This is a genomic window from Amycolatopsis rubida, assembly GCF_900115345.1.
Taxonomy (GTDB): domain Bacteria; phylum Actinomycetota; class Actinomycetes; order Mycobacteriales; family Pseudonocardiaceae; genus Amycolatopsis; species Amycolatopsis rubida.
In genome coordinates, this window is record NZ_FOWC01000027.1 from 37394 (window position 1) to 61209 (window position 23816).

At 68.3% G+C, this 23816-nt stretch carries 23 protein-coding genes, 2 tRNA genes and 1 pseudogene; 17 read left to right on the top strand and 9 right to left on the bottom strand.

Annotation, left to right across the window (positions count from 1 at the left end):
- The first annotated feature begins 88 nt into the window (after positions 1-88).
- The 5 genes from BM362_RS44800 to BM362_RS44820 all read left to right on the top strand — a co-directional run bounded on the left by BM362_RS44800 (position 89) and on the right by BM362_RS44820 (position 2951).
- Entirely contained in the window at positions 89-367 is a 279-nt protein-coding gene (locus tag BM362_RS44800; RefSeq protein ID WP_093577283.1) for a hypothetical protein, read from the top strand.
- 153 nt (positions 368-520) lie between these two features.
- On the top strand, positions 521-868 hold the full coding sequence (locus BM362_RS44805; RefSeq protein WP_067592977.1) for a WhiB family transcriptional regulator: 348 nt from the start codon (positions 521-523) through the stop codon (positions 866-868).
- A complete protein-coding gene (locus BM362_RS44810) occupies positions 865-1128 on the top strand; it encodes a hypothetical protein (RefSeq protein ID WP_037818283.1) in 264 nt (87 codons plus the stop codon). The genes BM362_RS44805 and BM362_RS44810 overlap by 4 nt, the downstream gene beginning before the upstream one ends.
- 387 nt (positions 1129-1515) lie before the next feature.
- A complete protein-coding gene (locus BM362_RS44815; RefSeq protein ID WP_093577284.1) occupies positions 1516-2772 on the top strand; it encodes a class I SAM-dependent methyltransferase in 1257 nt (418 codons plus the stop codon).
- Complete coding sequence (locus BM362_RS44820) at positions 2769-2951, top strand: hypothetical protein (protein ID WP_093577285.1); 183 nt, start codon at positions 2769-2771, stop codon at positions 2949-2951. The genes BM362_RS44815 and BM362_RS44820 overlap by 4 nt, the downstream gene beginning before the upstream one ends.
- Before the next feature lie 475 nt (positions 2952-3426).
- Here the strand turns inward: BM362_RS44820 and BM362_RS44825 are convergent, their stop codons facing one another.
- The 3 genes from BM362_RS44825 to BM362_RS44835 form a co-directional block, all read right to left on the bottom strand.
- Positions 3427-4365, bottom strand: a complete 939-nt coding sequence (locus BM362_RS44825; protein ID WP_093577286.1) for a hypothetical protein — start codon at positions 4363-4365, stop codon at positions 3427-3429.
- A 90-nt stretch (positions 4366-4455) separates the two neighbouring features.
- Positions 4456-5757, bottom strand: coding sequence for an ABC1 kinase family protein (locus BM362_RS44830; protein WP_202506091.1), 1302 nt, complete (start codon positions 5755-5757; stop codon positions 4456-4458).
- 103 nt (positions 5758-5860) lie between these two features.
- A complete protein-coding gene (locus BM362_RS44835; protein ID WP_167545679.1) occupies positions 5861-6946 on the bottom strand; it encodes a ThiF family adenylyltransferase in 1086 nt (361 codons plus the stop codon).
- 216 nt (positions 6947-7162) lie between these two features.
- Here BM362_RS44835 and BM362_RS44840 point away from each other — a divergent pair, with 216 nt between their 5' ends.
- On the top strand, positions 7163-7672 hold the full coding sequence (locus BM362_RS44840) for a M48 metallopeptidase family protein (RefSeq protein ID WP_093577288.1): 510 nt from the start codon (positions 7163-7165) through the stop codon (positions 7670-7672).
- Between the two features lie 686 nt (positions 7673-8358).
- On the opposite strand, the gene BM362_RS44850 is transcribed toward BM362_RS44840, so the two are convergent.
- Positions 8359-9783, bottom strand: coding sequence for a zinc-dependent metalloprotease (locus BM362_RS44850; RefSeq protein ID WP_167545680.1), 1425 nt, complete (start codon positions 9781-9783; stop codon positions 8359-8361).
- A gap of 191 nt (positions 9784-9974) precedes the next feature.
- On the opposite strand from BM362_RS44850, the gene BM362_RS44855 reads away from it, so the two are divergent.
- On the top strand, positions 9975-10994 hold the full coding sequence (locus BM362_RS44855) for a YlbL family protein (protein ID WP_093577295.1): 1020 nt from the start codon (positions 9975-9977) through the stop codon (positions 10992-10994).
- A gap of 98 nt (positions 10995-11092) precedes the next feature.
- On the opposite strand, the gene BM362_RS44860 is transcribed toward BM362_RS44855, so the two are convergent.
- Positions 11093-11647, bottom strand: coding sequence for a PPA1309 family protein (locus BM362_RS44860; protein WP_067592950.1), 555 nt, complete (start codon positions 11645-11647; stop codon positions 11093-11095).
- Between the two features lie 167 nt (positions 11648-11814).
- Between BM362_RS44860 and BM362_RS44865 the strand changes: the two genes are divergently transcribed.
- From BM362_RS44865 to BM362_RS44905, 9 genes are all read left to right on the top strand, one after another.
- Positions 11815-14781 carry a UPF0182 family protein gene (locus tag BM362_RS44865; RefSeq protein WP_198545636.1) on the top strand — a complete coding sequence of 989 codons (2967 nt, stop codon included), beginning with the start codon at positions 11815-11817 and terminating at the stop codon, positions 14779-14781.
- A 67-nt stretch (positions 14782-14848) separates the two neighbouring features.
- Positions 14849-14922: transfer RNA gene (locus BM362_RS44870), tRNA-Met, on the top strand.
- Between the two features lie 540 nt (positions 14923-15462).
- Positions 15463-15536: transfer RNA gene (locus BM362_RS44875), tRNA-Met, on the top strand.
- Between the two features lie 240 nt (positions 15537-15776).
- A complete protein-coding gene (locus BM362_RS44880; protein WP_067592944.1) occupies positions 15777-16277 on the top strand; it encodes a PadR family transcriptional regulator in 501 nt (166 codons plus the stop codon).
- A gap of 64 nt (positions 16278-16341) precedes the next feature.
- Entirely contained in the window at positions 16342-17445 is a 1104-nt protein-coding gene (prfB, locus tag BM362_RS44885) for a peptide chain release factor 2 (RefSeq protein WP_107309600.1), read from the top strand.
- 98 nt (positions 17446-17543) lie between these two features.
- The gene (ftsE, locus tag BM362_RS44890) at positions 17544-18233 is read left to right on the top strand and encodes a cell division ATP-binding protein FtsE (protein WP_009073292.1); all 690 of its coding nucleotides are present in this window, start codon (positions 17544-17546) and stop codon (positions 18231-18233) included.
- Positions 18234-18284: 51 nt separating this feature from the next.
- Entirely contained in the window at positions 18285-19178 is an 894-nt protein-coding gene (gene ftsX, locus BM362_RS44895; RefSeq protein WP_009073294.1) for a permease-like cell division protein FtsX, read from the top strand.
- Positions 19179-19230: 52 nt separating this feature from the next.
- Entirely contained in the window at positions 19231-19713 is a 483-nt protein-coding gene (smpB, locus tag BM362_RS44900) for an SsrA-binding protein SmpB (RefSeq protein ID WP_067593092.1), read from the top strand.
- On the top strand, positions 19710-20606 hold the full coding sequence (locus BM362_RS44905) for an amidohydrolase family protein (protein WP_067592940.1): 897 nt from the start codon (positions 19710-19712) through the stop codon (positions 20604-20606). Before smpB ends, BM362_RS44905 begins: the two co-directional genes overlap by 4 nt.
- On the opposite strand, the gene BM362_RS44910 is transcribed toward BM362_RS44905, so the two are convergent.
- The 4 genes from BM362_RS44910 to BM362_RS44925 all read right to left on the bottom strand — a co-directional run bounded on the left by BM362_RS44910 (position 20596) and on the right by BM362_RS44925 (position 23341).
- A complete protein-coding gene (locus BM362_RS44910) occupies positions 20596-21897 on the bottom strand; it encodes an acyltransferase family protein (protein ID WP_093577291.1) in 1302 nt (433 codons plus the stop codon). The two genes, BM362_RS44905 and BM362_RS44910, sit on opposite strands and share 11 nt — an antisense overlap.
- Positions 21898-22041: 144 nt before the next feature.
- Positions 22042-22260, bottom strand: coding sequence for a hypothetical protein (locus tag BM362_RS44915; protein ID WP_093577292.1), 219 nt, complete (start codon positions 22258-22260; stop codon positions 22042-22044).
- Positions 22261-22345: 85 nt separating this feature from the next.
- A complete protein-coding gene (locus BM362_RS44920) occupies positions 22346-22987 on the bottom strand; it encodes a response regulator transcription factor (RefSeq protein WP_009073303.1) in 642 nt (213 codons plus the stop codon).
- 96 nt (positions 22988-23083) lie between these two features.
- Positions 23084-23341 (bottom strand): helix-turn-helix domain-containing protein, encoded by a 258-nt coding sequence (locus BM362_RS44925; protein WP_208865534.1) that lies wholly within the window; start codon positions 23339-23341, stop codon positions 23084-23086.
- A gap of 237 nt (positions 23342-23578) precedes the next feature.
- Between BM362_RS44925 and BM362_RS44930 the strand changes: the two are divergent.
- Positions 23579-23816, top strand: a pseudogene (locus BM362_RS44930) (hypothetical protein); the annotation flags it as partial.

Here is a 23816-nt window from a genome sequence, read left to right on the forward strand (position 1 = left end):
CCCGGGCGAGAGCCCGGTCTGGGGAAGAACACACGACAGTTGCCGCCTTGAGCGGCGCAGTCCGACAGAGAAAGGCGGTGCCGGTGAAATGATCAGCAATCTGAAACTCGCGTTCCCTGGCACCGGTCTGTCTCTCTGCATGACCGTTGACGCCCCGCGCCAGGGCACCGGTGTGTCCACGTTCGCGCACATCGACGGAACGCGTCGTCACATTGACGGATTGCGTCGCATCGAGCGCAACGGGGCCCCGGCCGGCATCACTCTCGCGAGCGCCGCCGTTGTTGCCGCGTACCCGCAGGTTGATGTCGATCTGCCGACCATCAAGCAGTTCCGTGTTCCGTTGTCGATACGGGAGCGAAGTTCCTGACCTGACGTCAGGACTCAAGGCTCACGAAGGCCGCGGAACCGGTAACCGGATCCGCGGCCTTCGTGTTTTTTTGGCTGCACAACAAGAAGGAACAAGTTGTCCAGTTCGATCGCCCACCGCCACTCCACCACCGCACCGCAAAGGAGCACGGAAATGTCATCCGCCATCGCCCTCGCCGAGGGCCCCTTAGCCGAAGGGTTCGACATCGGCGACCTGCTCGACGGGGTCGCCGAGCCGGAACTCCCCTGCCGCTCGCGCGACGCGGACCTCTGGTTCGCCGAATCGCCCGCGGAACTCGAGCGGGCCAAGGCGTTCTGCGCCGGCTGCCCGGTCCGCGAGGCCTGCCTCGCGGGTGCACTCGCCCGGCGTGAGCCGTGGGGTGTCTGGGGAGGGGAGATCTTCGAGCGCGGTGCGGTGATCGCGCGCAAGCGGCCCCGTGGCCGTCCGCGCAAGAACGCCGCCCTCGAACCCGCCGCCGCAGCCCGGAGCGCAGCCGCATGACCGTCGACCTCATCACCACGCGCGATTTCGAGGCCCGCACCGGAAAACCGGTCCGCGTTCAGCCGAAACCCAAGCAGAACAAGTCTCAGGAGACCACGAAGATGTTGCTTCACGAAGAACTGTCCCGAGCGCGAATACGCGACCTGATAACCGAACACGAAGCCCAACGCCCGTGGCGCCAGGCGCGAGCCGCGCGCCGCTGGTCACGGGTAGCCCGCTGGGCGGCCAGCCGAGCGGAGCGTTACCAACCACCCAATTAATGCGGTACGGCCCGGTCAGGCAGGCCCGGGTTTCGACCCGGTTCCTTGCCTGGCCGGCCGCTTTGTCCGGAAGCCCGGTGCCCGCCGCCAGGATTGCCTCCAGTCCTGGCGGGCATCGGTCGCCCGGACGTGGATCCGGCCTTCCGGCTGCCCTGCCTCCAGTCCTGGCGGGCACCGGTCGCCCGGACGTGGATCCGGCCTTCCGGCTGCCCTGCCCCCGGTCGGGCTGCGCGGGTTCTCGTCGCCTGAGCACCCAGCTGCGATCAGGCGACCGTCTCGCGACCGATTCCACCGTGATCGCTTCGCTGAAACGAGCCTGGAAGGTCCGTCGGGGGACAGTCCAGGCTCGTTCTCGTCCGGGACCGCGGACGGGTGTTCAATGAGCCCGTGTCCGGACATACGCACGATCACATCGACTGGGCTGACCGGCTGGTTCTCCTCCGCGCAGCCGATACCCTCGACGCTCCCGCCCACGCCGCCATCGCCGCACGGTTGGCGGCGAAACTCCCCGCCACCCCGACGGTGATCGACCTTGGCTGCGGAGCCGGTGGGATGAGCATCCACTTCGCCGAAGCCCTGGCCACCCAAACCGGCGGCACGATCATCCTGGTCGACGCGACACCCGAACTGCTCCACGAGGCAGAGCGCGCCGTACGCGCCGCCGCCGATGCCGCGCAGGCCAACCGCGCGGACGGCTCAACGCATACGAGCAACGGTCGCGTACCCGACGGCAGCGCGGAGCCATCGGGCGGCCATCGAACAGCAGCCGAGCACACTGCCTCGACAGCCGCAGACAGCACCCGGGCGGTCGAAGGCATCGCGCAAACGGTCGAGGGTGCCGCGCAGGCAGCCGCGGACACCGCCCCGACAGTCGAGGGTGCCGCGCCGACGGTCGCGGACACTGCCCCGGCAATCGAGGGCGCCGCGCAGACAGCCGCGGACACCGCCTCGACAGCCGAGGGTGCCGCGCCGACGGTCGCGGACACCGCCCCGACAGTCGAAGGCGCCGCCCGGGCAGCCGGGGGTATCACACCGACAGCCGAGGAAACCGCGCAGACAGTCGAGATTCGCGCGGTAGTCGCCGATCTAGCCGACGGTTCCCTGCCCGATTTGCTACCCCCCGCGGATCTCGTATGGGCATCACGCGTCGTGCACCACCTTCCGGACCAACAGGCCGCAATCGGCACGCTTACCGCGGTCGCGCGGACTGGCGGCGTGGTCGCGCTCGCTGAGGGCGGGTTATCTTTTTCTTGCCTCCCTTGGGATCTGGGACTCGGACGGCCCGGTCTGGAAGACCGGTTGAAGGCCGCGCAGGCTGAATGGTTCGTCGGAATGCGCGAGGGCATCGACGGTGCCGTGCCGATGCCCTACGGCTGGCCACTCGCGCTCGAACGCGCCGGACTCGCTGACGTCAGCTCGTTCAGCGCGCTGGCGGACCACCCCGCACCTGGCCCGGACGGTCTCGCCGACTATGTGCACCACCACCTTTCCCGTCTCGCGACGCACGGTGCCGAACATCTCTCCGACGAAGACCGCGCGACGCTGGCTTCCCTGCTCGACCCGGACAGCACCCACTACCTCGGCAACCGCCGCGACCTCTTCCTGCTCGGAGCCCGCACCGTGCACCACGGACGCCGACCGTGACCGCGCCCGACCCCACGTGCTCTCGCTGCGGCCGAGCACGCGCGGCCGAAACCGACCCGTTCGCGACCTTGGCCTGGGTGAGCACCAAGGAAAACGGCCACCAGCGCTGGCTCTGCCCGGACTGCGCGCGCAACCACGTCCGGGACATCGAAGGCAAGCTGCCCGACGAGTACTGGTGACTGGGCTGTGTGGGCAACTAGATCCGGAAGGCTGGCTGTCTGGGGAGTGTTTGTGACCGGGTTGCGCGCAGCCACGTTCGCAGCCGTCGCGGGCAGGCTGCCCGACGAGCAATGGTGAGTGGATCGGTCGCGCAACCATGTCCGGAGCACCGATATCAGGCTGTCTGACGACTGCCGGTGATCGGCCTGCGCGGTCGGATCCGCCACAATCGACGGCGATCTGCCAGGCGAGGGCCGACGATCAGTCGGGTGCGCGACTTGGGCTGGTACGCCGAGGGGCTGGATGCCTCTCGAACACCGGTTACCCGTCTCGCGTGCACGTGCGTTCCCGTCTCGCGTCCACGTGCGTTTCGGTGCCGAGCAAGTCGCCAACTGAGTACCGGTGAATGCGCGGCCCGCGGTGTCGTGGGCACCCTGCCGAGCGCCAGTGGCGGTACCGGCCCGATCTCAGGTCGGTCCAGGCGTCAGGTTCGGATCATGCGGCATTTCCTGTCTTGTAGACGGCGCGCACTTTGGGGCGGGGTGTGCGCGTCGCGTGGCGGTAGGCGTTGAGGAGTTCTGTGCCCATCTCCTCAGGCGATTCCCGGAGTTGCCGTGGGGTGCACCGAAACAGCACGGTGCCGGTCGCGGCCAAAGCCAGGTGGCTGAAGTCTTCTGGGCCTGCCGCGGTGCGGTAGCGCCATGCCAGGCCGATCTCGTCCCACCAAGCATCCGCGGTACCGAGCCGGCGGCCGCGGCGGTCGCAGACCGCGACGTTCCATTGCGGGGTGGGCAGCGGGGTTCGTTGGAGGACCCGGAGTGCTTGCCCGTGCGCGAAGGTTTCTTGGTCGTCGAGGTTGCGCAGGACAGTGCGTACGGCGGCTGAACCGCGCTGGTTTCCGATGTTCAGTTCGGTCGTCAGCTCGGCGCGGTCGGCCAGGCCCCAATACAGAGGCAGCGACACCAGTCTTGCGATCTCGTCCGGATCGTTCTCCCGGCGGGCCAGGTCGAGGGCGGCGCGGGCGGCGCTCGCGTAGGGCAGGCCGTCGATCAGGATTGCTTTGGGCATCCGGGCGGTGCGGTAGGTGATGACGCTCGGTTCGTTGGCCGGCCTTCGGTTGTGTGGCACCAAAAGGTGGATCTCCGGAGTTCGCGGATGGCTGATTCCGTGTGCGCATAACGCATCCGTGCCGGTGATGACGGCTCCGCGTCCGTACCTGGCAACGGCCGCGTGCAGGAGTTCTTCGCGGCTCGGAGGTTTGTCGTGCACGAGGTACACGCCGGAATACACCTGTCGCCACGGCCCGCCCGGGCCGGAGAGCTGTGCGGCTCTTCGGTCGGAAATTCCTGCGACGCGCAGATGCCGTCTATGGAGTACGCCGTGGGAAACGAGATCACCGAAAGCGAGGGAGTCAGTGCTTGTCGTAGTCGTCATACTTCGAGAATGACGCCTTGATCAACTGCGCGAAACCACCCTGCGCAATCTGTGGACAACTCGGTGTTGTCGCCACGCCTTGTGGATAACTCAGGCGGCGAATCCGGGCTGCCACCGTTCCACGATGCCGCGAGCGGGGATCTCGGCGTCGAGCTGGCAGAGGATGCCCGTCGAACCCGCGGTGACCCGGTGGATCATCAGGTACTCCGGAGGCAGGTTCAGCGAGCGGCCGACGTGGAAGTCGTTGCCGCGCGAGTCGCCGACGCGGCCCGCCTGTCGTTGCATCCAGCGGCGCGTGAAGTGGAACGTCGGCTCGGCCAGCGGCTCGGTGAACGGCGCGAGATAGGCCAGGACCTCGTCCGCTTCCAGCGGCGAATCTGCTCGCACGAAACGGTTCTCGCGCAGCAGCCGCATCAGCTCGTCGGAATGACCGTCCAAAGCGAGCCGCGTGATTTCGCCCAGGTGGCGCGGAATTCCGTGCGGCAGCTTCGCGACGCCGCCGAAGTCGATCACGCACAGCCTGCCGTCGCTGGTGAGCATGAAGTTGCCAGGGTGCGGGTCGGAGTGCAGCAGATGCGCCCGTGCCGGCGACGAGTAGTGGAACTCCGCGAGCAGCCGCCCGGCCAGGTTGCGGGTGGCCGGGTCGCCGTCCGCGATGATCTTGGCCAGCGGGGTGCCGGTGGCCCACTCGCTGACCACGACCTTCGGCGCGCTGGCCACGACGCGCGGGATCAGGAACTCGGGGTCGCCTTCGAACGCCTTCGCGAACGCGCGCTGGTTGTCGGCTTCGGCGAGGTAGTCGAGTTCCTCGTCCATCCGCTCGGCCAGTTCCGTGAGCAGCGGTTTCACGTCGGTGCCCGGGACGAACGCCTGGAACAGCCTGCTGAAGCGCTGCAACTGGCGCAGGTCGCTGCGCAGCGCCTCGTCCGCGCCCGGGTACTGGACCTTGACCGCGACCTCGCGACCGTCGTGCCAGGTCGCGCGGTGCACCTGGCCGATGCTCGCCGCGGCGGCAGGCTCGTCGTCGAAGTGCGCGAACCGTCCGACCCACGACCGGCCCAGCTGCTCGGCGAGCACGCGGTGGGTCTGCCTGGCTGGCATCGGCGGAGCGGCTGACTGCAGCTTCGTGAGCGCTTCCCGGTACGGCTGCGCCATGTCGTCCGGCACCGCGGCCTCGAAGACGCTCAGCGCCTGCCCGAACTTCATCGCGCCGCCCTTGAGCGTGCCCAGCACCTCGAACAGCTGCTCAGCGGCCTTGGCCGAGAGCGTCGCGCTCACCTGCTCAGCGCTCTGCCCGGCCAGCCGCTTGCCCCAGCCGCCCACCGCTCGTCCGGCGATGCCGAGCGGAAGGCTCGCCAGCTTCGCGGTGCGGGCAGCGCCGCGGCGCGGCATGGCGGAATCGCGGTCTCCGGTGCGGTCGCGAAAGTCGGTCACTCTGCGATTCTGCCTTGGCGAGCACGACGCTCGCAGCCCGCAGACGCCACCCAGGTGTGGCCTACGTCTCTTGCAGCACCTCCTCGGAAGCCGCCTCCGCCGCTTCGGGAGCGTCTTCGACGGGAACGGGCGCTCCGCAGCCGCAGTCTGGGTGCGGCTCCCAGATCCGGCGGTGGAGGTTTCCGTCGAAGCTGTCGATCTCAAGCGTGGCGTTCCAGGCCGGCGGCCGGGTTTCGCTCGGCGAGAGCAGTCGCATCGCCTGCGCGACGGCGAGCGAGGCGCACGCGTGCACGGCACCGAGATCAGCCCTGGGTATCCGGCCTACCAGCTGCGTCGCGATCCTCGGCCACGACAGATCCGCATCCGTCCGATGCAGGTCACAGCAGCGGAGGCAGGCACTGCGGCCAGGCACTACGAGCGGTCCGACGATGCCCGTGCCCTCGCAAACCCGGACTGGCAGGTGCGTGGTGGCCGAGTCGACCAGTTCGGCCACCTCCTCCGGCGGCGGGACGAGGGTGTCGGTGAGCAGCACGAGATCGGGGAGGCGGCGCTGGTTGCGGGCGGTGGTGACGTCGGGCGCGACCCGGGCGACGACGTTCCGGATCGCGCGTTGCCGGGGTTGGCCCAGCTCAGCGGGCGTGAACCCGGAACCGAGATCGGCTTCGGTGACCGTGCCGGACGCACGGATGTCGAGATGCCCGACTCCGGACGTCGCGAGCAGCGCGGTGACTGCCACGGCGATCCGTCCGCTGCCGTGGACCGCGATGAGGCTCTGCCAGCGACGATCCGTGAGCGCCGGCTGATAGTGCCGGGCACGCAGCGACCACACGCCGGTCTCGACCCGTTTCACGTTCTTCTTCGCCGCTTCGGTGACCAGACCGAGCGCGGTCAGCTGTTTCAGCAGCAGATGGAACTGGTCCCGGTGTTCGCCTACAGCGAGCAGGACGTCCTCGAGCAGACGCCGTCCGTCGAGCCTGCGGACGCTGTCGACGATCGCCGGGGGCAGGCCGTTGGCGATGATGCCGTAGCGGCGGTCGAGGCCGAACTGGATCTCGTTGTCGTCGCGTTCGAGCACGTGGATGCCCGGAAGCAACGTCGGATACGCCGGAAGGAGCACGTCCGGCGGCGGAACACTGGACAGGGTCATGCGGTCAGCTTGGCAGCTCCGGAACGCCACTCGTGGGTGAGAAGCTGAGTTGTCCACAGGGAAATCTAGTTGTGGACAAGTCAGGGCTGTGACCTTTCGGCGCTCCAAGTTGTCGGTGCTGAGCCTTACCGTTGTCGAGTGGTCGAAGCACGGATGCCCTCACTGAGAGGCAGGGGCGAGAAGGCCCCGTCGGACACTTCTCAACACAAGGTCGAGGTGCGGCGCAGCCAGCGCAGGCACCGGACGGTCACCGCGTACTGGAATGACGACACCCTGGTCGTCCTCATCCCGGCACGGATGACGCGTGAGGAAGAGAAACACTGGGTCGCGGAGATGGAGCGCAGGCTGCTGCGCTCGGGAGGACGGAAGGCGGCACCGCCCAGGGCGTCGGATGCGGCGCTGCTGGCGCGCTGCGCGGTGCTCGGGGCCAAGTACCTGGACGGGAAGGCGTTGCCGGCCAGCGTCCGGTGGGTGCCGCCGATGCGCACCAGGTGGGCGTCGTGCACGCCGGTGGACGCCACCATCCGGGTCAGCAACCGGCTCCAGCGGGTGCCGCAATGGGTGCTGGACTACGTGCTGGTCCACGAGCTGGCGCACCTGCGAGAGCCGGGGCATGACCCGGCGTTCTGGGCGCTGGTCAACCGGTATCCGAGGACGGAACGGGCGATCGGGTACCTGGAGGGGCTTTCGGCGGCGGCTGGGTGGGGGATTTCGGAGGAGGACTGAGTCGGTGGCCGGGCGCGGCTGGGCCTTGGCGGGCGGTGGGCGGCTGGGCTGCGGCTGATGCGGCTGAGGAGAGAAATGAGGAGGGCTGGCGGCGTGCACGGCTGGCCGGGCGTGACTGGCTAAGGGAGGTCGGGAGGGTCGACGCGGGGCCGGAGGTTCTTGGCCGAGGGCATCGGCCGGATGGGCTTGGCAGCTAGGTGCGGCGGGGTGGGGGCGGCTGCGTGAGTGGTTCGCCGCAGCTGAGGTTGGCGTGCTTGACGGTGCGGCAGAACGCGTGACCAGACGGGGCGGCGGAACTCGTGGTGCGATGGCGCGGCGGAACTCGTGGTGCGATGGCGCGGCGGAGCTCGTGGCGCGATGGCGTGGCGGCGCGGCGGAATCGGTGGCGCGTTGGTGTGGTGGAACCGGCGGAACCGGTGGCGTGGCGGATCGGTAGCGCGATGGCGTGGCGGAACCGGCGGAACCGGTGGCGTGGCGGAACCGGCGGAACCGGTGGCGCGGCGGTGCGGCGGAACCGGTGGCGTGGCGGAGTCCTTGACTGGGCGGCGCGGCGGCATCTGCGAAGAGAGGCGGAGGTCGTGGCCAGAGCGGAGCACCGGCGGTACAAAAGCCGCGCGGACCGCCTCAACCAAGTGAGACGGTCCGCGCTGGACGGCAGTGCAGCCAGGTAAAGTGGCCAGGAAGCCTCAGGAAGGCGAGTTCCCCTCGTCCTTCTTCCCCTCGTCCTTCGGAGTCTCGCCACCCTTGTCGGCGGCGTCGGCGTCGGAACCGGAGTCCTTGGCCTCGCCGGCCTCGCGGGCCTCCCGCTCAGCCTTCTCCGTGCGCTCCAGCTCCGCGATCGGGTCCAGATCAGCCGCGAGAGCTGCCGGTTCGGACATCCGGTCGGCGAAGTCCAGGGGCTCGTCCAGATCGTCGGCGGTCGGCATGAGGTCGGGGTGGGACCAGAGACCGTCGCGTTTTTCGAGGCCGTGGCGGTCTCCGACGAGCTTCCACAGGGACGACGCGGCGCGCATCCGGCGCGGGCGCAGCTCAAGGCCCACCAGGGTCGCGAAGGTCTGCTCGGCGGGGCCGCCGGTCGCGCGGCGGCGGCGCAGCGTTTCGCGCAGGGCCTCGGCTCCGGGAAGACGGTCGCCGATGGCCTCGGCCACCACTACGTCCACCCAGCCTTCCACCAGGGCCAGCAGGGTTTCCAGGCGCTTCAGAGCCGCCTGCTGCTCCGGCGTGGTTTGCGGTTCCAGCAGACCGGAGGACATCGCTTCCTCGATGCTCGCCGGGTTCGCCGGGTCGATGCTTCCGGCCAGTGACTCGAGCGCGGAGGTGTCGACGGTGATCCCGCGGGCGAACTCCTCGACCGTCGCCAGCAGGCGCTGCCGCAGCCACGGGACGTGCGCGAACAGCCGCTGGTGCGCGGCCTCGCGCGCGGCCAGGAACACCAGCACCTCGCTGGCGGGCAGCTCCAGGCCCTCAGTGAACTTCTCGATGTTCGCCGGGAGCAACGCCGACGTGGTGGCCTCGCCGAGCGGCAGGCCGACCTCGGTCGAGGTGAGCACTTCCTGCGCGAGCTGCGCCAGGGCGTTGCCGAGCTGGGAGCCGAACGCCATCCCGCCCATCTGCCCCATCATCGACAGCAGCGGGCCCGCCGCCTGCTTGGCCTCCTCGGGCAGCGCCTGCATCCACGCGCCGGACACCTGCTGCGCCACCGGATCGCACAGCCGCTGCCAGGTCGGCAGCGTCTTCTCGACCCAGGTCCGCGCCGACCACGACACCGTGGACGTCGCGCCCGCGGGGAGGATCGTCGCCGCGTCGAGCCACAGTTCCGCCAGGTGCGCGGCGTCGCGCACGGCAGTGGCGGAGTCGCCGCCCTCGGCCGCGAAGCCGATCTTGGCGTCGTCCCGCCCGCTCAGGTTCTGGAGTGCGATCTGCTTCGCCAGGTCGTAGTTGACCGGCCCGCTCGACGAGCCCGCCTGGCTCAGCATCTGGCCCAGCTGGCTCAGCATCTGCCCGAGCTGGTTGAACGCCTCGGCTCCGCCGGGCTGGCCCGGGTTCGAGGGGTCGTTGTCGCCTCGCTTGTCGGGATCGGGCGGTCCGAAGCCGAACGGGGGATTGCTCATAGCTCCACCGTACGCGGGTACGACCCGGCTCAGCGCGTCAACCGTGGCCTTCACCGGGAAGCGAACACAGTCACCGTACGCTGTCGCTCGTGACAAAACCGGACGAGGACACCGCGAACCAGTCCCGCCGCGCCGAGCCGTCGCGCGCGCCGGGCCGCAGCGACCGGCGGATGACCCGCCGCGGATGGACGATGCTGGTCAGCGGCGTGCTGTTCCTGGTGTTCGTCGTGGCCGGGTTCCTGGTCCAGGTGCCGTATGTCGCGATCAGCCCCGGGCCCACCTACGACACCCTCGGCCGCGACGTCGCGGGCAACCCGGTGATCCAGGTCAAGGGGCAGCAGACCTACGACACCAGCGGCGAACTGCGGATGACCACCGTTTCGCTCAACGACGGCATCAACCTCTTCACCGCGCTCGGGCTCTGGGCCAGCGGCCGCTACGCGCTCGCGCCGCGCGAGGAGTACTACAAGCCCGGCGAGACGAACGAGCAGGTCAAGCAGGAGAACATCCAGCAGCTGCAGAACTCCCAAAGCAATGCCCAGGTCGCCGCGCTGCGCCACCTCGGCTACCCGGTGCAGGTCGTCGCGAAGCAGATCGTGTCCGGCAGCCCGGCCGACCACATCCTCGCCCCCGGCGACAAGCTCGTCGCGGTCAACGGCAAGCAGGTGCGCGAGGCGGGCGAGGTCGCCGCCTCGATCGTCAACACCAAGCCGGGCGACACCGTCCAGGTCACCTTCCAGCACCTCGGCCAGCCGGAACGCACCGTGCCGGTCACGCTCGCCCAGCGCGACGACCGCACCCAGGGCTTCCTCGGCCTGACTGCCGTCGACCGCGCGGTCGCGCCCTTCTCCGTCGACATCTCGCTGCAGGACGTCGGCGGTCCGTCGGCGGGGCTGATGTTCACCCTCGCGATCATCGACCGGCTCACTCCGCCCGGGAAACCGGGCAGCGACCTCGCGGGCGGAAGGCACATCGCGGGCACCGGCGAGATCAGCGAGACCGGCCAGGTCGGCCCGATCGGCGGGATCTCGTTCAAGGTCGTCGGCGCGAAGGAAGCGGGCGCGACCGACTTCCTCGTCCCCGAGCACAACTGCGCCGAAGCCGCTTCGGCCGCGCCGGAAGGGCTCAACCTGATCAAGGTGTCCACGCTGGACGACGCGCTCAAGCAGCTGGACAACCTGAAGGCCGGTCGCCCGACCGCGCACTGCTGACCAGCGGCCGAGAAAAGTCCGTGATGGGCCCCGGGAGAGAATCAGATTTCCTCAAGGGGCCCATCACGGACTTAACGGAACAGGGCGCAGCCGGTGGATCAGGGCTGCAGGGTCGTCTTCAGCGCTTCGACCAGGTTCGGCGCGAGGTCCGGGCTTTCCACCAGTTCGTCGACCGCGTTCTCGTCCTCGTCGCCCGGCTGGACGCCGCGCAGCCGCATCACGCAAGCCGCGTCGCCTTCGCGCAGGACGGCGGCCACCAGACGGGCCTCGGTGCGGCGCGGGTGGTCCGCGGCGGCACGACGGAGGCTTTCGGCGTCCGCCTCGGCGATTCCTTCGAGTTCCGCCTCCACGTCCGGAGGCAGCACGATGATCTCCTGCGCCAGCGCGCAGCCGACCACGATGTCCGGCCACGCGATCCGGCCGAGCGATTCGGCGAGGTCGCCGTCCGGCAGCGCCTCCTGGGCCACCGGCGTCAGCGGGTTCGCCCGGTCGAGCTGACCGGCCAGTTCGGGCTGTTCGTCCAGCAGCGCAGCGGTCGGCACCAGCGCGAACAGCTGCGGCGGCTGGTTCCAGCCCGCGGCCGCGACGAACTCTTCGACTTCCCGGGCCAGCCCGGCGACAGGGTGGGCGGCAGACGGCTCACTCGGTGGCATGGCGACCATCGTGTCAGGCGTCCCCGCGACGCGCCGCGCGTGCCCGGTTTGGGCGGTCCCGGGAACTCGCGGCACCATCCGTAGAGTTAGAGGTCACGGGGGACACCGCTGTCCCCGGAGAACGTGTTCACGAAGACAGGAGCATTGCCGTGGCGACTCGGCCCCCGGTGAGCCTGAAGCTGTCCCGGCGCAGCCGGATCCTTCTCATCATCGCCGCGGTGATCGTGCTGGCCCTGCTGGCCGGCGTCCGGTTGCTCGACACCTACGTGGACTGGCTGTGGTTCGGCGAACTGCAGGCGCGTTCGGTGTTCACCACGCAGCTGGTCACCCGCGTCGTGCTCTTCCTCGCGGTCGGGTTGCTGGTCGGCGGGGCGCTGGCGGTCAGCCTGCTGATCGCCTACCGCACGCGCCCGGTGTTCGTGCCGGTATCCGGCCGCGACGACCCGCTGTCGCGCTACCGCTCGGTGATCGTCAGCCGGATCCGGCTGTTCGGCATCGGCATCCCGGTGCTCACCGGCGTCATCTCCGGAGCCTCGGCGAGCGGGGACTGGCAGACGATCCAGCTGTTCCTCAACGGCACCTCGTTCGGGCAGAAAGATCCCGAGTTCGGCATCGACCTCGGCTTCTACGCCTTCTCCCTGCCGTTCGTGAACTGGCTGCTCGGCTGGCTGTTCGTCACCGTCGTCGTCTCCTTCTTCGGCGCGCTGATCGCGCACTACATCTTCGGCGGCATCCGGCTCGCCGGCCGCGGCGGCCAGCTGGCCGGGCCGACGCGCGCGCAGCTCGCCATCACCGTCGGGCTTTTCGTGCTGCTGAAGGCGGTCGAGTACTTCTTCGACCGCTACAACCTGCTGCTGTCCGACCGGAACATGCCGCTGTTCAACGGCGCCACCTACACCGACCTCAACGCGGTGCTCCCGGCGAAGCTGATCCTGCTGTGCATTTCGGTGATCTGCGCGATCGCCTTCTTCGCGGGCGCGTTCCTGCGGAATCTGCAGTTGCCGGCGATTTCGCTGGTCCTGCTGATCCTCTCCGGCGTACTGGTCGGCGTCGCCTGGCCAGCGATTCTCGACCAGTTCTCGGTCAAGCCGAACGCGAACGAGAAGGAAGCGCCGTCGATCCAGCGCAACATGGACGCGACGCGCGCGGCGTACGGCCTCACCAACGTGAAGTACGAGCAGTACCCGGGCAAGACCGAAACCACCGCGGACGCGGTGAAGGCCGACACCGGCACGGTGTCCAACATCCGGCTGCTCGACCCGAACATCCTCAGCGACACCTTCACCCAGCGCGTCGGCCGCGAGAACTTCTACGGCTTCCCGTCCAAGCTGGACATCGACCGGTACACCATCGGCGGCACCACGCAGGACTACATCGTGGCCGCCAAGGAAATGAAGACCGACGGGCTCACCGGGAACCAGAACAACTGGATCAACAAGCACATGGTCTACACGCACGGCAACGGCTTCGTGGCCGCGCCCGCGAACACGATCGACCGTGCGGTGAAGGATTCGAACTCCGACGGCGGCTACCCGATCGCCACCACGAGCGACACGAGCAACCCCACCGGCGCGGGCTCGGTGAACGGCCAGCCGGGCATCAAGGTCGACCAGCCGCGGATCTACTACGGCGAGCTGACCAACCAGTCCGACTACTCGATCGTCGGCGGCACGCCGGGCAAGGCCCCCGGCGAGTACGACACCGACAGTCAGCGCGGCTACCTCTACCAGGGCAAGGGCGGCGTCTCGCTCGACAACTGGTTCAACCGGCTGATGTTCGCCGCCGAGTACCGCGAACCGAAGATCCTCTTCTCCGACGCCATCGGCGACGGCTCGAAGATCATGTACAACCGCGAACCGCGCGACCGCGTCGCGAAGGTCGCCCCGTGGCTCACCCTCGACGGCGACCCGTACCCCGCCGTGGTCAACGGCCGCATCCAGTGGATCGTCGACGGCTACACCACACTCGACAACTACCCGTACGCCCAGCAGACGCAGCTCGGCGAAGCGACCAACGACTCGCTCAACGGCGTCACCAAACAGGCGAACAACTCGATCAACTACATCCGCAACTCGGTGAAGGCGACCGTCGACGCGTTCGACGGCACCGTCACCCTGTATTCGATCGACGACAACGAACCCGTGCTCAAAGCATGGGAGAAGGTGTTCCCGGGCATCGTCAAGCCCAGCTCGGAGATCTCGCCGGAACTGCGCTCGCACTTCCGCTACCCCGAGGACCTGTTCAAGATCCAGCGTGAACTGCTCGCCCGCTACCACGTGGACAGCCCGCAGGAGTTCTACGCGCAGCAGGCGTTCTGGAGCGTCCCGCAGGACCCGACCGAGGACGGCAGCTCCACCACGGCGGGCGCGAACGTCGCCAACCAGCCCGGGTACTACGTCCTCGCCAATGCCGCGGGCGAGGGCAGGCCGACGTTCCAGCTGACCAGCGCGCTCACCGGTCTGCAACGGCAATACCTTTCCGCCTGGATGTCCATCTCGTCCGATCCGGAGGACTACGGCACCATCCGCGTCCTGCGACTACCCCCGGCCAGCGGGGCCAACCAGGTCGACGGGCCCGTCCAGGTGCAAAACCGGTTCCAGAGCGACCCCCGCGTCGCCCAGGACCGGACCTTGCTGAACAACCCCAACGTCATTCCCATTTACGGCAACCTGATCACGCTGCCGGTCGCGGACGGATTCCTCTACGTCGAACCCGTCTACATCCGCCAGCGAAACCAGCTGAGCTACCCGCAGCTGGCGCGCGTGCTCGTCTCCTACGGAGCCAAGATCGGCTTCGCGTCCACCCTCAACGAGGCACTCGACCAAGTCTTCGGCAAGGGCACCGGCGCGGCGGCGACCACACCGAAGGAAGGCGACTCAGGCACCACGCCGACCCCGCCGACCTCCAGCACCGCCACACCGCCGCCCAGCACCGGCGGCAGCAACCCGGCGCTGGACAAGGCGGTGTCCGACATCCAGGCCGCGCTCGCCAAACTCAAGGCAGCACAGCAATCCGGCAACTTCGCCGACCAAGGCGCGGCACTCTCCGCGCTCGACGCGGCCACCAAGGAATACAACTCCGCCAAACCCACGACGCCGCCCTCCACCGGGTCGACGTCCCAGCCCGGCGGGTGACCTCGGTTACGTAATAGGCACCTGCTTTGCGCCCGCTCGAAACCAGGGCGTAAGGTAGGTCCTACGACGCGGGGTGGAGCAGCTCGGTAGCTCGCTGGGCTCATAACCCAGAGGTCGCAGGTTCAAATCCTGTCCCCGCTACAGAGATGGGAGACCCGTCCTCGCGTAAAGCGCGAGGCGGGTCTCTTTCGTTGTGTCCTGGGGGTCGAACCCCCAGACCCCCGCCAGGGGGCTTGCCCCCTGGACCCCGTGTGGGGTCCGGTTGGGTGGGCGGGCTCGTTTTTGGTTTTTGGTTTTTGGTTCGTGGGGTTTGGCTCTTGCTGAGTGTGTGCCGATGTCTCTGGGTGGGTTTGCCTCGGGAGGCTGGAAGGCGGTCTCTTGTGCTGGGGTGTGGGGTTGCCCGGCGGGCAGCGGTGTTGCTTGTCTTGGGGGTTTGGGTTGGTGGCTTCTGGGGGGGGACAGGTTTAGACCTTTGTTGTTGTCTTGGGTAGAGGGTCGGGAAGCGTTGGGGGCGTTGGAATATTCCGGTGTGGGGTGTGGTGTTTTTTCGGTGGGTGTGGGCTTTTGGGCGGGGGGTGTGCGGGCTGGACGGGCGGGGAGGGTGTTTTTGCTGGTGAAGGGGGGTTTGAGGGGGTGGTGTCAGTGCGGAAATTGGGGGGTGTAGTGTTGTTTTCACAACGACGCGGGGTGGAGCAGCTCGGTAGCTCGCTGGGCTCATAACCCAGAGGTCGCAGGTTCAAATCCTGTCCCCGCTACTGGAAAACCAGCCGGGGTTCGTGCGGATGCACGGGCCCCGGCTTTTTTTGTGCGCCATTTGGCCGTCGCTCGGGTGGTGGTTGCGGCGCGGTGATCGTTTCGGCGGTGGTTGCTCAGAGTGGCAGAGTCTATTGTGGACATACCTGCGGACTGGGCTGTTAGAGGGGTTGCCGCTGGCCACAATGGACTGATTCGTGACCACTGTGGACACAGCGGCGGATAAGTGGGACCGTAGAGGGGTGTCCGAATTGAATGCAACCGCCGCCGCTCTGCTCGGTCTGCTCCACGACGGCCCCGCCACCGGCGGGCAGCTCGTCTCGGGCGCCGACGAGCGCTTCGGCGCCTTCTTCAGTGTCACCCGCAGCCAGGTCTACCGCGAGCTCCCGGCGCTCTCGAAAGAGGGTCTCGTCCGGCTCGGCAAGCAGGGACCCCGTTCGAGCCAGCAGTACGTGCTCACCGCGGCAGGCAAGAAGGCCTTCAAGACGTGGCTCACGTCCGAGGCCGGACCCGACCACCTGCGCAGCCCGCTCATCCTGCGGCTCGTGCACGCCGGCTCCCTGACGGCCAAGCAGCGCGGCGCCCTGCTCGACAGCGCCCGCACCACCTACCAGGCCCAGCTCGAAGAGGCCAAGAACGCCACCAAGACCGCCGACGGCCCCTACGCCAAGGCCGTCGCCGAGTTCGCCCAGGCGCAGGCCAAGGCCGCCCTGAAGCTGCTCGACTCGATCCCGCAGGCCTGAGCGCCGCCCCGGCCCCACGACCGGTTCGCGACCGGTCGTGGGTTTTGCCGTAACCTTGTCCGACGTGAGCGATGAGTTCGATGCGGCACTGAAGGACCTGACCGGCAAGCTGACGCAGATCGAGTCGGTGATGGACCTCGAAGCGCTGCGCGCGCAGGTCGCCGAGCTCGAGGAGCAGGCGTCCAGCCCGACCCTCTGGGACAACGTGGAGGAAGCCCAGCAGGTCACCAGCCAGCTGTCCCACCGGCAGGCCGAGCTGCGCCGCGTCTCCGAACTGCGCCAGCGCCTCGACGATCTCGGCGTCCTCTACGAGCTCGCCGCCGACGAAGGCGACGCCGGCAGCATGACCGAGGCCGAGGGCGACCTCGCCGACCTCGCCAAGGACATCGACGCGCTCGAGGTCCGCACCCTGCTGTCCGGCGAATACGACGCCCGCAACGCCGTGGTCAACATCCGTTCCGAAGCGGGCGGCGTCGACGCGGCCGACTTCGCCGAAATGCTGCTCCGGATGTACCTGCGCTGGGCGGAACGGCACGGCTACCCCACGGACGTCTTCGACATCTCCTACGCCGAAGAAGCGGGCATCAAGTCCGCCACCTTCAAGGTGAGCGCCCCGTACGTTTACGGCACCCTCTCGGTCGAACAGGGCACCCACCGCCTCGTGCGGATCTCGCCGTTCGACAACCAGAGCCGCCGCCAGACGTCCTTCGCGCACGTCGAGGTCCTGCCCGAGGTCGAGGAAGTCGACCACGTCGACATCCCGGAAAAGGACATCCGCGTCGACGTGTACCGCTCGTCCGGCCCCGGCGGGCAGAGCGTCAACACGACCGACTCCGCGGTCCGCCTCACCCACATCCCGACCGGCATCGTCGTCTCCTGCCAGAACGAGAAATCGCAGCTGCAGAACAAGGCGGCCGCGATGAAGGTCCTCCAGGCGCGCCTGCTGCAGCGCAAAAAGGAGGAGGAACGGGCCGAAATGGACGCGCTCAAGGACGGCGGCTCCAGCTGGGGCAACCAGATGCGCTCCTACGTGCTGCACCCGTACCAGATGGTCAAGGACCTGCGCACCGAATTCGAGGTCGGCAACCCCACCGCGGTCCTCGACGGCGACATAGACGGCTTCCTGGAAGCCGGGATCCGCTGGCGCAAGCAGGCGAACGCGGCCTGATCCGCACGACGGCCCCGACCCGGGCCGGGACGAGGCGCGGGTCACCCAAGGCACCGGCAACCCGGGCTTAACGGGGCCCATGGGTAGGATGCCGAATCGTGATCCGGCTCGAAGAGGTTTCCAAGGTCTACAAGACCTCGACCCGTCCCGCCCTCGAACGGGTGTCGGTCGAGATCGACAAGGGTGAGTTCGTCTTCCTCATCGGCCCGTCCGGTTCCGGGAAGTCGACGTTCCTGCGGCTGCTGCTGCGCGAAGAGGTGCCCTCCAAGGGCCGGGTCATGGTGTCGAACTTCGACGTCGCCAAACTCGCCCGGCGCCGGGTCCCCCGCCTGCGCCAGACCATCGGCTGCGTGTTCCAGGACTTCCGGCTGCTGGCCAACAAAACCGTCGCGGAAAACGTCGCGTTCGCCCTTGAGGTCATCGGGAAACCGCGGCCCACGATCCGCAAGGTCGTGCCCGAGGTGCTCGAACTCGTCGGCCTCGACGGCAAAGCCGACCGGCTGCCCAACGAGCTCTCCGGCGGCGAGCAGCAGCGCGTCGCGATCGCCCGCGCGTTCGTGAACCGCCCGCTCGTGCTGCTCGCCGACGAGCCCACCGGGAACCTCGACCCGGACACCAGCCAGGACATCATGCTGCTGCTGGAGCGGATCAACCGCACCGGCACCACCGTGCTGATGGCCACGCACGACCATTCCATCGTGGACTCGATGCGGCGCCGCGTCGTCGAGCTGCAGCTCGGTCGCGTGATCCGCGACGACGCCAGGGGCGTCTACGGCATCGGCCGCTGACGCCCTCCGCCCCCGCCCTTTCCCGCCCCGAACCAAGGAATCACGAGAGCGATGCGTGCCAGTTTCGTCTTCAGCGAGGTCGTCACCGGTTTGCGCCGGAACGTCACGATGACCATCGCGATGATCCTCACCACCGCGGTCTCGCTCGCCATGCTCGGCGGCGGTCTGCTCGCCGTGCGCACGATCGACAAGATGAAGGCGAACTTCCTCGCCGAAGTCGAGGTTTCGGTCGCGCTGGTCGACGACGTGAGCGCGAACGACAAGAACTGCACGCAGGCGCTCTGCAACGGGCTCCGCCAGTCGCTGCAGAACAACCCCGGCGTCGAATCGGTCGTGTACGAGAACCGCGACCAGGCCTACGACCGGTTCAAGAAGATCTTCGCGAGCCAGCCCGAGCTGCTCGAACTGACCGGCCCGGAGGCACTGCCCGCGTCGCTGCAGGTGAAGCTGAAGGACCCGGACCGGTCCGACGCGATCATCAAGCAGTACACCGGCCAGCCCGGCGTCAAGAAGGTCGACGACCAGAAGAAGTTCCTCGACCGCGTGTTCAACGTCTTCAACGGCGTCCGGAACATCGCGTTCGTGATGGCGCTCATCATGGCCGTCGCCGCCCTGCTGCTGATCGCGAACACCATTCAGGTTTCGGCGTTCACGAGGCGGACGGAAGTCGGCATCATGCGCCTGGTGGGCGCGACGCGGTGGTATACCCAGCTGCCGTTCCTCCTGGAGGCGGTGGTCGCCGGCACGGTCGGCGCCGTGCTCGGGGTGGTGTTCCTGCTTCTGACGAAGCTGTCCTTCCTCGACACGGTCTTCACCGGCGAAGTGTTCCCGCAGATCACCACGCTTGAGGTGCTGTTCCCGGTGGCGCCGATCCTGCTGGCGGTGTCGATCGTGATCTCGGCGATCACCGGGTACGTCACGCTGCGCCTGTACGTGCGGCACTAGCGGAGAAGAAATCGGCTGCTCGCCGTCGGACACATCACGTAAAGTGGTCGGTATGCCCAAGGAACGTGGACAGAAGGTCATCGCGTCGAACCGCAAGGCCCGGCACGATTACTCCATCCTGGACACCTACGAGGCCGGGATGGTGCTGCAGGGCACCGAGGTGAAGAGCCTGCGGGCGGGCAAAGCCTCCCTTGTGGACGCGTTCGCGACGGTGGACGACGGCGAGGTGTGGCTGCGCAACGTCCACATCCCCGAGTACACCCAGGGCACCTGGACCAACCACATGCCGCGGCGCACGCGGAAACTGCTGCTGCACCGGCGCGAGATCGAACGGCTCATCGGCAAGACCAAGGAAAGCGGTCTGTCGCTCGTGCCGCTGTCGATGTACTTCAAGGACGGCAAGGTCAAGGTCGAGATCGCGCTGGCCCGAGGCAAGAAGGCCTACGACAAGCGGCAGTCGCTCGCCAAACGCGACGCGCAGAAGGACATCAGCCGCGCGATGGGGCGGGCGTTGAAGGGCCGGTTCACGGAGTGAGCGCGGGTCCGGCCACCGACGCCGACGTCCCGGGCTGGATCGCCGGGCTCGGCCTCGACGGGATCGTCGACCTGCACGTCCACTTCCTGCCGAAGCCCGTGCTGGACAAGGTGTGGGCCTATTTCGACCGCGCCGAGCAGCACTACGGCAGGCCGTGGCCGATCCACTACCGCACGCCCGAGCCGGAGCGGATCGACACGCTGCGCGCGCTGGGCGTGAAAGCCTTCGCGCCGCTGGTGTATCCGCACAAGCCGGGCATGGCCGAGTGGCTCACCTCGTGGGTGCTGGATTTCGCCGAACAGGTGCCGGAAGCGGTGCCCACCGGCACGTTCTACCCGGAGCCGGGCGCTGCTTCCTATGTGGACAGTGCGGTGCGCGCGGGAGCCCGATGTTTCAAGGCGCACGTGCAGGTCGGGGCGTACGACCCGCGGGACGAGCTGCTTGACCCGGTGTGGGGCTCGCTCTCCGAAGCGGGCGTGCCGGTGGTGATCCACTGTGGACACGGACCGTTGCGCGGCGACTTCACCGGGCTTGAGGTGTTCGAGGAAGTCCTGCGACGGCATCCGCGGCTCACCGCCGTCCTCGCGCACGCGGCGATGCCGCAGTTCACCACCGCGTTCGAGCTGATGGCGCGCTACCCGCGAGTGCATCTCGACACCACCATGGTCGGCGTGCCGTTCGCGGAGGCGATGTCGCCGCTGCCGCCGGACTGGACGGCCCGGTTGGCGGAGGTGGGCGACCGCGTCGTCCTCGGCACCGACTTCCCGAACATCCCGTACTCCTACGCCACCCAGCTGCGGGCGATCGCGGGCTGGGCGGCCGACGATCGCCTTGGCGAGCCGTTCCTGCGGGCGGTGCTGCACGACACCCCCGCGAAGCTCCTCAGCGTTTGACCGCCGCGAGAGCCCGGCGCCGCGGCATCGACATCTGACGTCCGGCCAGCGTGTACCCGGCCGCGACCAGCGCCACCCACGGCAGCGGACCGGTCAGCAGGCTGTCGCTCAGCGGGGCGAACCCGTGCGCGGCCAGTCCCAGGAGACCGCCGGAGGCGAGCAGGCCCGCCAGCACCAGCTGCGGCGTCCGCGCGGTCACCACCAGGCCGTCCGGCTGCGTCTCGAAGCGCTCGAACAGGCGCAGCAGGCCCAGCAGCACCGCGCCGCACACGGCGAACCAGGCGGGTGCCATGAGCAACCACATCGACGTACCGGGGGCCGGCGTCGAGTAGCCGAGGCCGAACACGGTCACTCCGGAAACGACGACCAGCGCCGGCATGTGCCAGAGATAGACCGACATGAACCGCGGACTGAGCCAGCTGAGCGCCGCGGTGACGCGGGGGAGCGAGACGAGCTTCTCGCGGAACGCCAGCAGGAACCCGATCTGGCCGAGCGCGAGGAACAGCAGCAGGACGGTGGGCGGGCTCATGTTGGACACCGGCGCGCCGGGCATGCCGATCATGCTCGCCGGGTACGGACCGAACGCGACCAGCAGCGCCGTCATCCCGAAACCGGCGGCGGACACGGCGAGCGCGGCGCGGCGGCTGAGCGAGCCGAGGCGGCCTTCGACGTAGTGGAAACCGAGCTGGTGCACGGCGACCCAGACGATGACGGCGTTGGCGTATCCGATCATTCCGAGGTCGGAGAACCGTGCCACGTCAACGAGAACGCCCAGTCCGGCCAGTACCGCCGGAACCGCGAGACCCCAGCGGCGGTGTGCGGCGACCATCAACGGCGTGAGCAGCACGGTGAGCAGGTAGACCGAGAGGAACCAGAGCAGTTGCGCGGCGATCGCGCTGGCCACCTGGACCGGTTGCGGCGGAACTCCCATGCCGTGCAACAGATCCGGCACGACGAGCCACACCGCCATCAGCGGCAGCACCGGAACGAGCAGCCGTCGAACGCGTCCGGCGAACCAGGCGCGAGTGGATTCCGCGCGGCGCAACGAGATCAGGTTCGCCGCACCGCCGGCGAAGAAGACGAGGGGCATGACTTGCGACGCCCAGGTGATGATCCACCAGCCAGGTGTCGCGAGGGCATTGCCGGTGACGAGAGTGTTGCCGGAGAAGGAAAGCACCGGCATCGTCCAGTGCTGCGCGACCACCGCGAGGATCGCTCCGGCGCGTACCACGTCGAGAAATCTGTCTCGGGTCGCCCTGGTGCCGCGGGTCGGCAGCTGGCTCGTCGTCATGCTGAAGAGCCTGTCGGTTCCCCGGCTCGGAAACAGCGGGGGAGACCACCGAAAAGGGGGTCGGGGCAGCAGGGGGAGCGAGGTGGGGTTTGCCCTACCACGGTTCTCGTGAGTGTTGGTGCCGGTGAGAACCGGCACCAACACTCACGAGAGGGTGTCCGGCTCCGGCTCGGACTCGTGCGCCTGCACCCGGTAGGCCCAGCCGTCCTCGGTGAGGCCGAGTTCGTACCGCGTCTCGATTTTCGGGCCGCGGTGCAGGTGGATGTGGCGCACGACGGTGCCCGGAACCGGTTCCTCGTCGGCGAGTTCCTGCACCCGTCCGTCGAGCGGGCCGCCGAAGAAGCGGACGCTGCGGTCGGACATCGGACTCTCCTCGCTCGGCTCGGACATCAGTCCATGGTAGGCGAGAGACCGCCGTCGGGGCTGCCGTCAGTTCGAGTGAGGGGTTTCAGCGGCCAAGGTAGGTCAGCACCGCGCGCACCCGGCGATGTTCTTCGGAGCTGGCCTCGAGACCGAGCTTCGAGAAGATGTTGCCGATGTGCTTTTCGACCGCTCCGTGCGACACCACCAGCGAGTTCGCGATGGCGTTGTTGGAGAGTCCCTGTGCCATCAGGCCGAGCACCTCGGACTCGCGCGCGGTGAGCGAATCCAGGGGGTTGCGGCGGCCGCGGGCCATCAGCTGGGCGATGACGTCCGGGTCGATGGCGGTGCCGCCGTCCGCGACGCGCCGGACCGCGTCCAGGAACTCGTCCACGTCGGCGACCCGCTCCTTCAGCAGATAGCCGACGCCTCCGGCACCGCCGGACAGCAGCTCGACCGCGTAGCTTTCCTCGACGTACTGGGACAGCACGAGCACCGGCAGGCCGGCGATCTCCTTGCGGGCCGCCAGCGCCGCGCGCAAGCCTTCGTCGGTGAACGTCGGCGGCATCCGGACGTCGACAATCGCCAGGTCAGGACGGTGTTCGGTGATCGCGCCGAGCAGGTCGTCGCCGTTGTCGACCGCGGCGACGGTCTCGATGCCCTCGTCGGCGAGCAACCGGGTGACCCCGGCCCGGAGCAACACGGCGTCTTCGGCGATCACTACTCGCATCAAGGCCCCCAAGTCGGTGAGTGCACGGCTCGCAGGCTTATTCACTCACGAGTGGGCAATCTCCGGCGCAGCAGGTCGGCTTTGCCGCTGACCGGGTCAGAGGTCGGCGGATTCGAGCAGGTCCGAGACCGACATGCTGAGCACCGCGGCGAGACCGGCGAGCGTCGACATGCGCGGATTCGACGGACCGGCCGCGTCCTTGCGCCCGGAGGCCCGGCCCGACTCGATCAGCTGGACCTGGTTTTTCGTGACTCCGGCCTGGAAGGCGAGCGCTTCCTGGGACATGTGGCGCTCTTCGCGCAAGCGACGCAACGCGCGACCGAACTTCTTCGCCGTCGCCTCGTCCCAGTGCACTGGATCATGTTCTAAGCAAGGTCCGATAAGTGACACCCTATCGAAAAGACCTGCTATAAATTGTCTGCAAGTGCCGACAGAGGTCGCTCAGGAGACGGATATCGGCGCCCGGCAATCCAGTCAGCATCCGGCGCGGTCGACCACAAAGGCGAGCCGGGATTCGCCCGGCGGTTTCGGTGGTCCGGACGGGTGAGCGGCCGGTCGGCCGGAGTTGTTCTGCGCAGGGAGGGCGTAAGGGTGACTGACGATCACACTGCAGTGGGTTCAGGGCGGTATTCGTTCGACGCGGCGGGGATGGAGCATGTCGCGAGCCAGTTCGAGGAGCTGGCCCTCGAGTTCACGAAGGCTGTCGACAACGCGCGGGTCATCGCGGTGACCCAGTCGCCGGCTTCGGACTTCGCGAGCGGCAACAACGCGGAGACCTTCCGCAACTCCGGGAGCGCACTGGTCGCTTCACTGCGAAGCCGGGTGGAGT

Excerpts from the sequence above, each read along its gene's own strand:
- BM362_RS44800 (WP_093577283.1), top strand. The coding sequence starts at position 89 with ATGATCAGCAATCTGAAACTCGCGTTCCCTGGCACCGGTCTGTCTCTC.
- BM362_RS44860 (WP_067592950.1), bottom strand. The coding sequence starts at position 11,647 with ATGCCACCGAGTGAGCCGTCTGCCGCCCACCCTGTCGCCGGGCTGGCC.
- BM362_RS44855 (WP_093577295.1), top strand. The coding sequence starts at position 9,975 with ATGCTGGTCAGCGGCGTGCTGTTCCTGGTGTTCGTCGTGGCCGGGTTC.
- BM362_RS44920 (WP_009073303.1), bottom strand. The coding sequence starts at position 22,987 with ATGCGAGTAGTGATCGCCGAAGACGCCGTGTTGCTCCGGGCCGGGGTC.
- BM362_RS44805 (WP_067592977.1), top strand. The coding sequence starts at position 521 with ATGTCATCCGCCATCGCCCTCGCCGAGGGCCCCTTAGCCGAAGGGTTC.
- BM362_RS44910 (WP_093577291.1), bottom strand. The coding sequence starts at position 21,897 with ATGACGACGAGCCAGCTGCCGACCCGCGGCACCAGGGCGACCCGAGAC.
- BM362_RS44850 (WP_167545680.1), bottom strand. The coding sequence starts at position 9,783 with ATGAGCAATCCCCCGTTCGGCTTCGGACCGCCCGATCCCGACAAGCGA.
- BM362_RS44830 (WP_202506091.1), bottom strand. The coding sequence starts at position 5,757 with ATGCCGCGCCGCGGCGCTGCCCGCACCGCGAAGCTGGCGAGCCTTCCG.
- ftsX (WP_009073294.1), top strand. The coding sequence starts at position 18,285 with ATGCGTGCCAGTTTCGTCTTCAGCGAGGTCGTCACCGGTTTGCGCCGG.
- BM362_RS44835 (WP_167545679.1), bottom strand. The coding sequence starts at position 6,946 with ATGACCCTGTCCAGTGTTCCGCCGCCGGACGTGCTCCTTCCGGCGTAT.
- BM362_RS44915 (WP_093577292.1), bottom strand. The coding sequence starts at position 22,260 with ATGTCCGACCGCAGCGTCCGCTTCTTCGGCGGCCCGCTCGACGGACGG.
- smpB (WP_067593092.1), top strand. The coding sequence starts at position 19,231 with ATGCCCAAGGAACGTGGACAGAAGGTCATCGCGTCGAACCGCAAGGCC.
- BM362_RS44825 (WP_093577286.1), bottom strand. The coding sequence starts at position 4,365 with ATGACGACTACGACAAGCACTGACTCCCTCGCTTTCGGTGATCTCGTT.
- BM362_RS44810 (WP_037818283.1), top strand. The coding sequence starts at position 865 with ATGACCGTCGACCTCATCACCACGCGCGATTTCGAGGCCCGCACCGGA.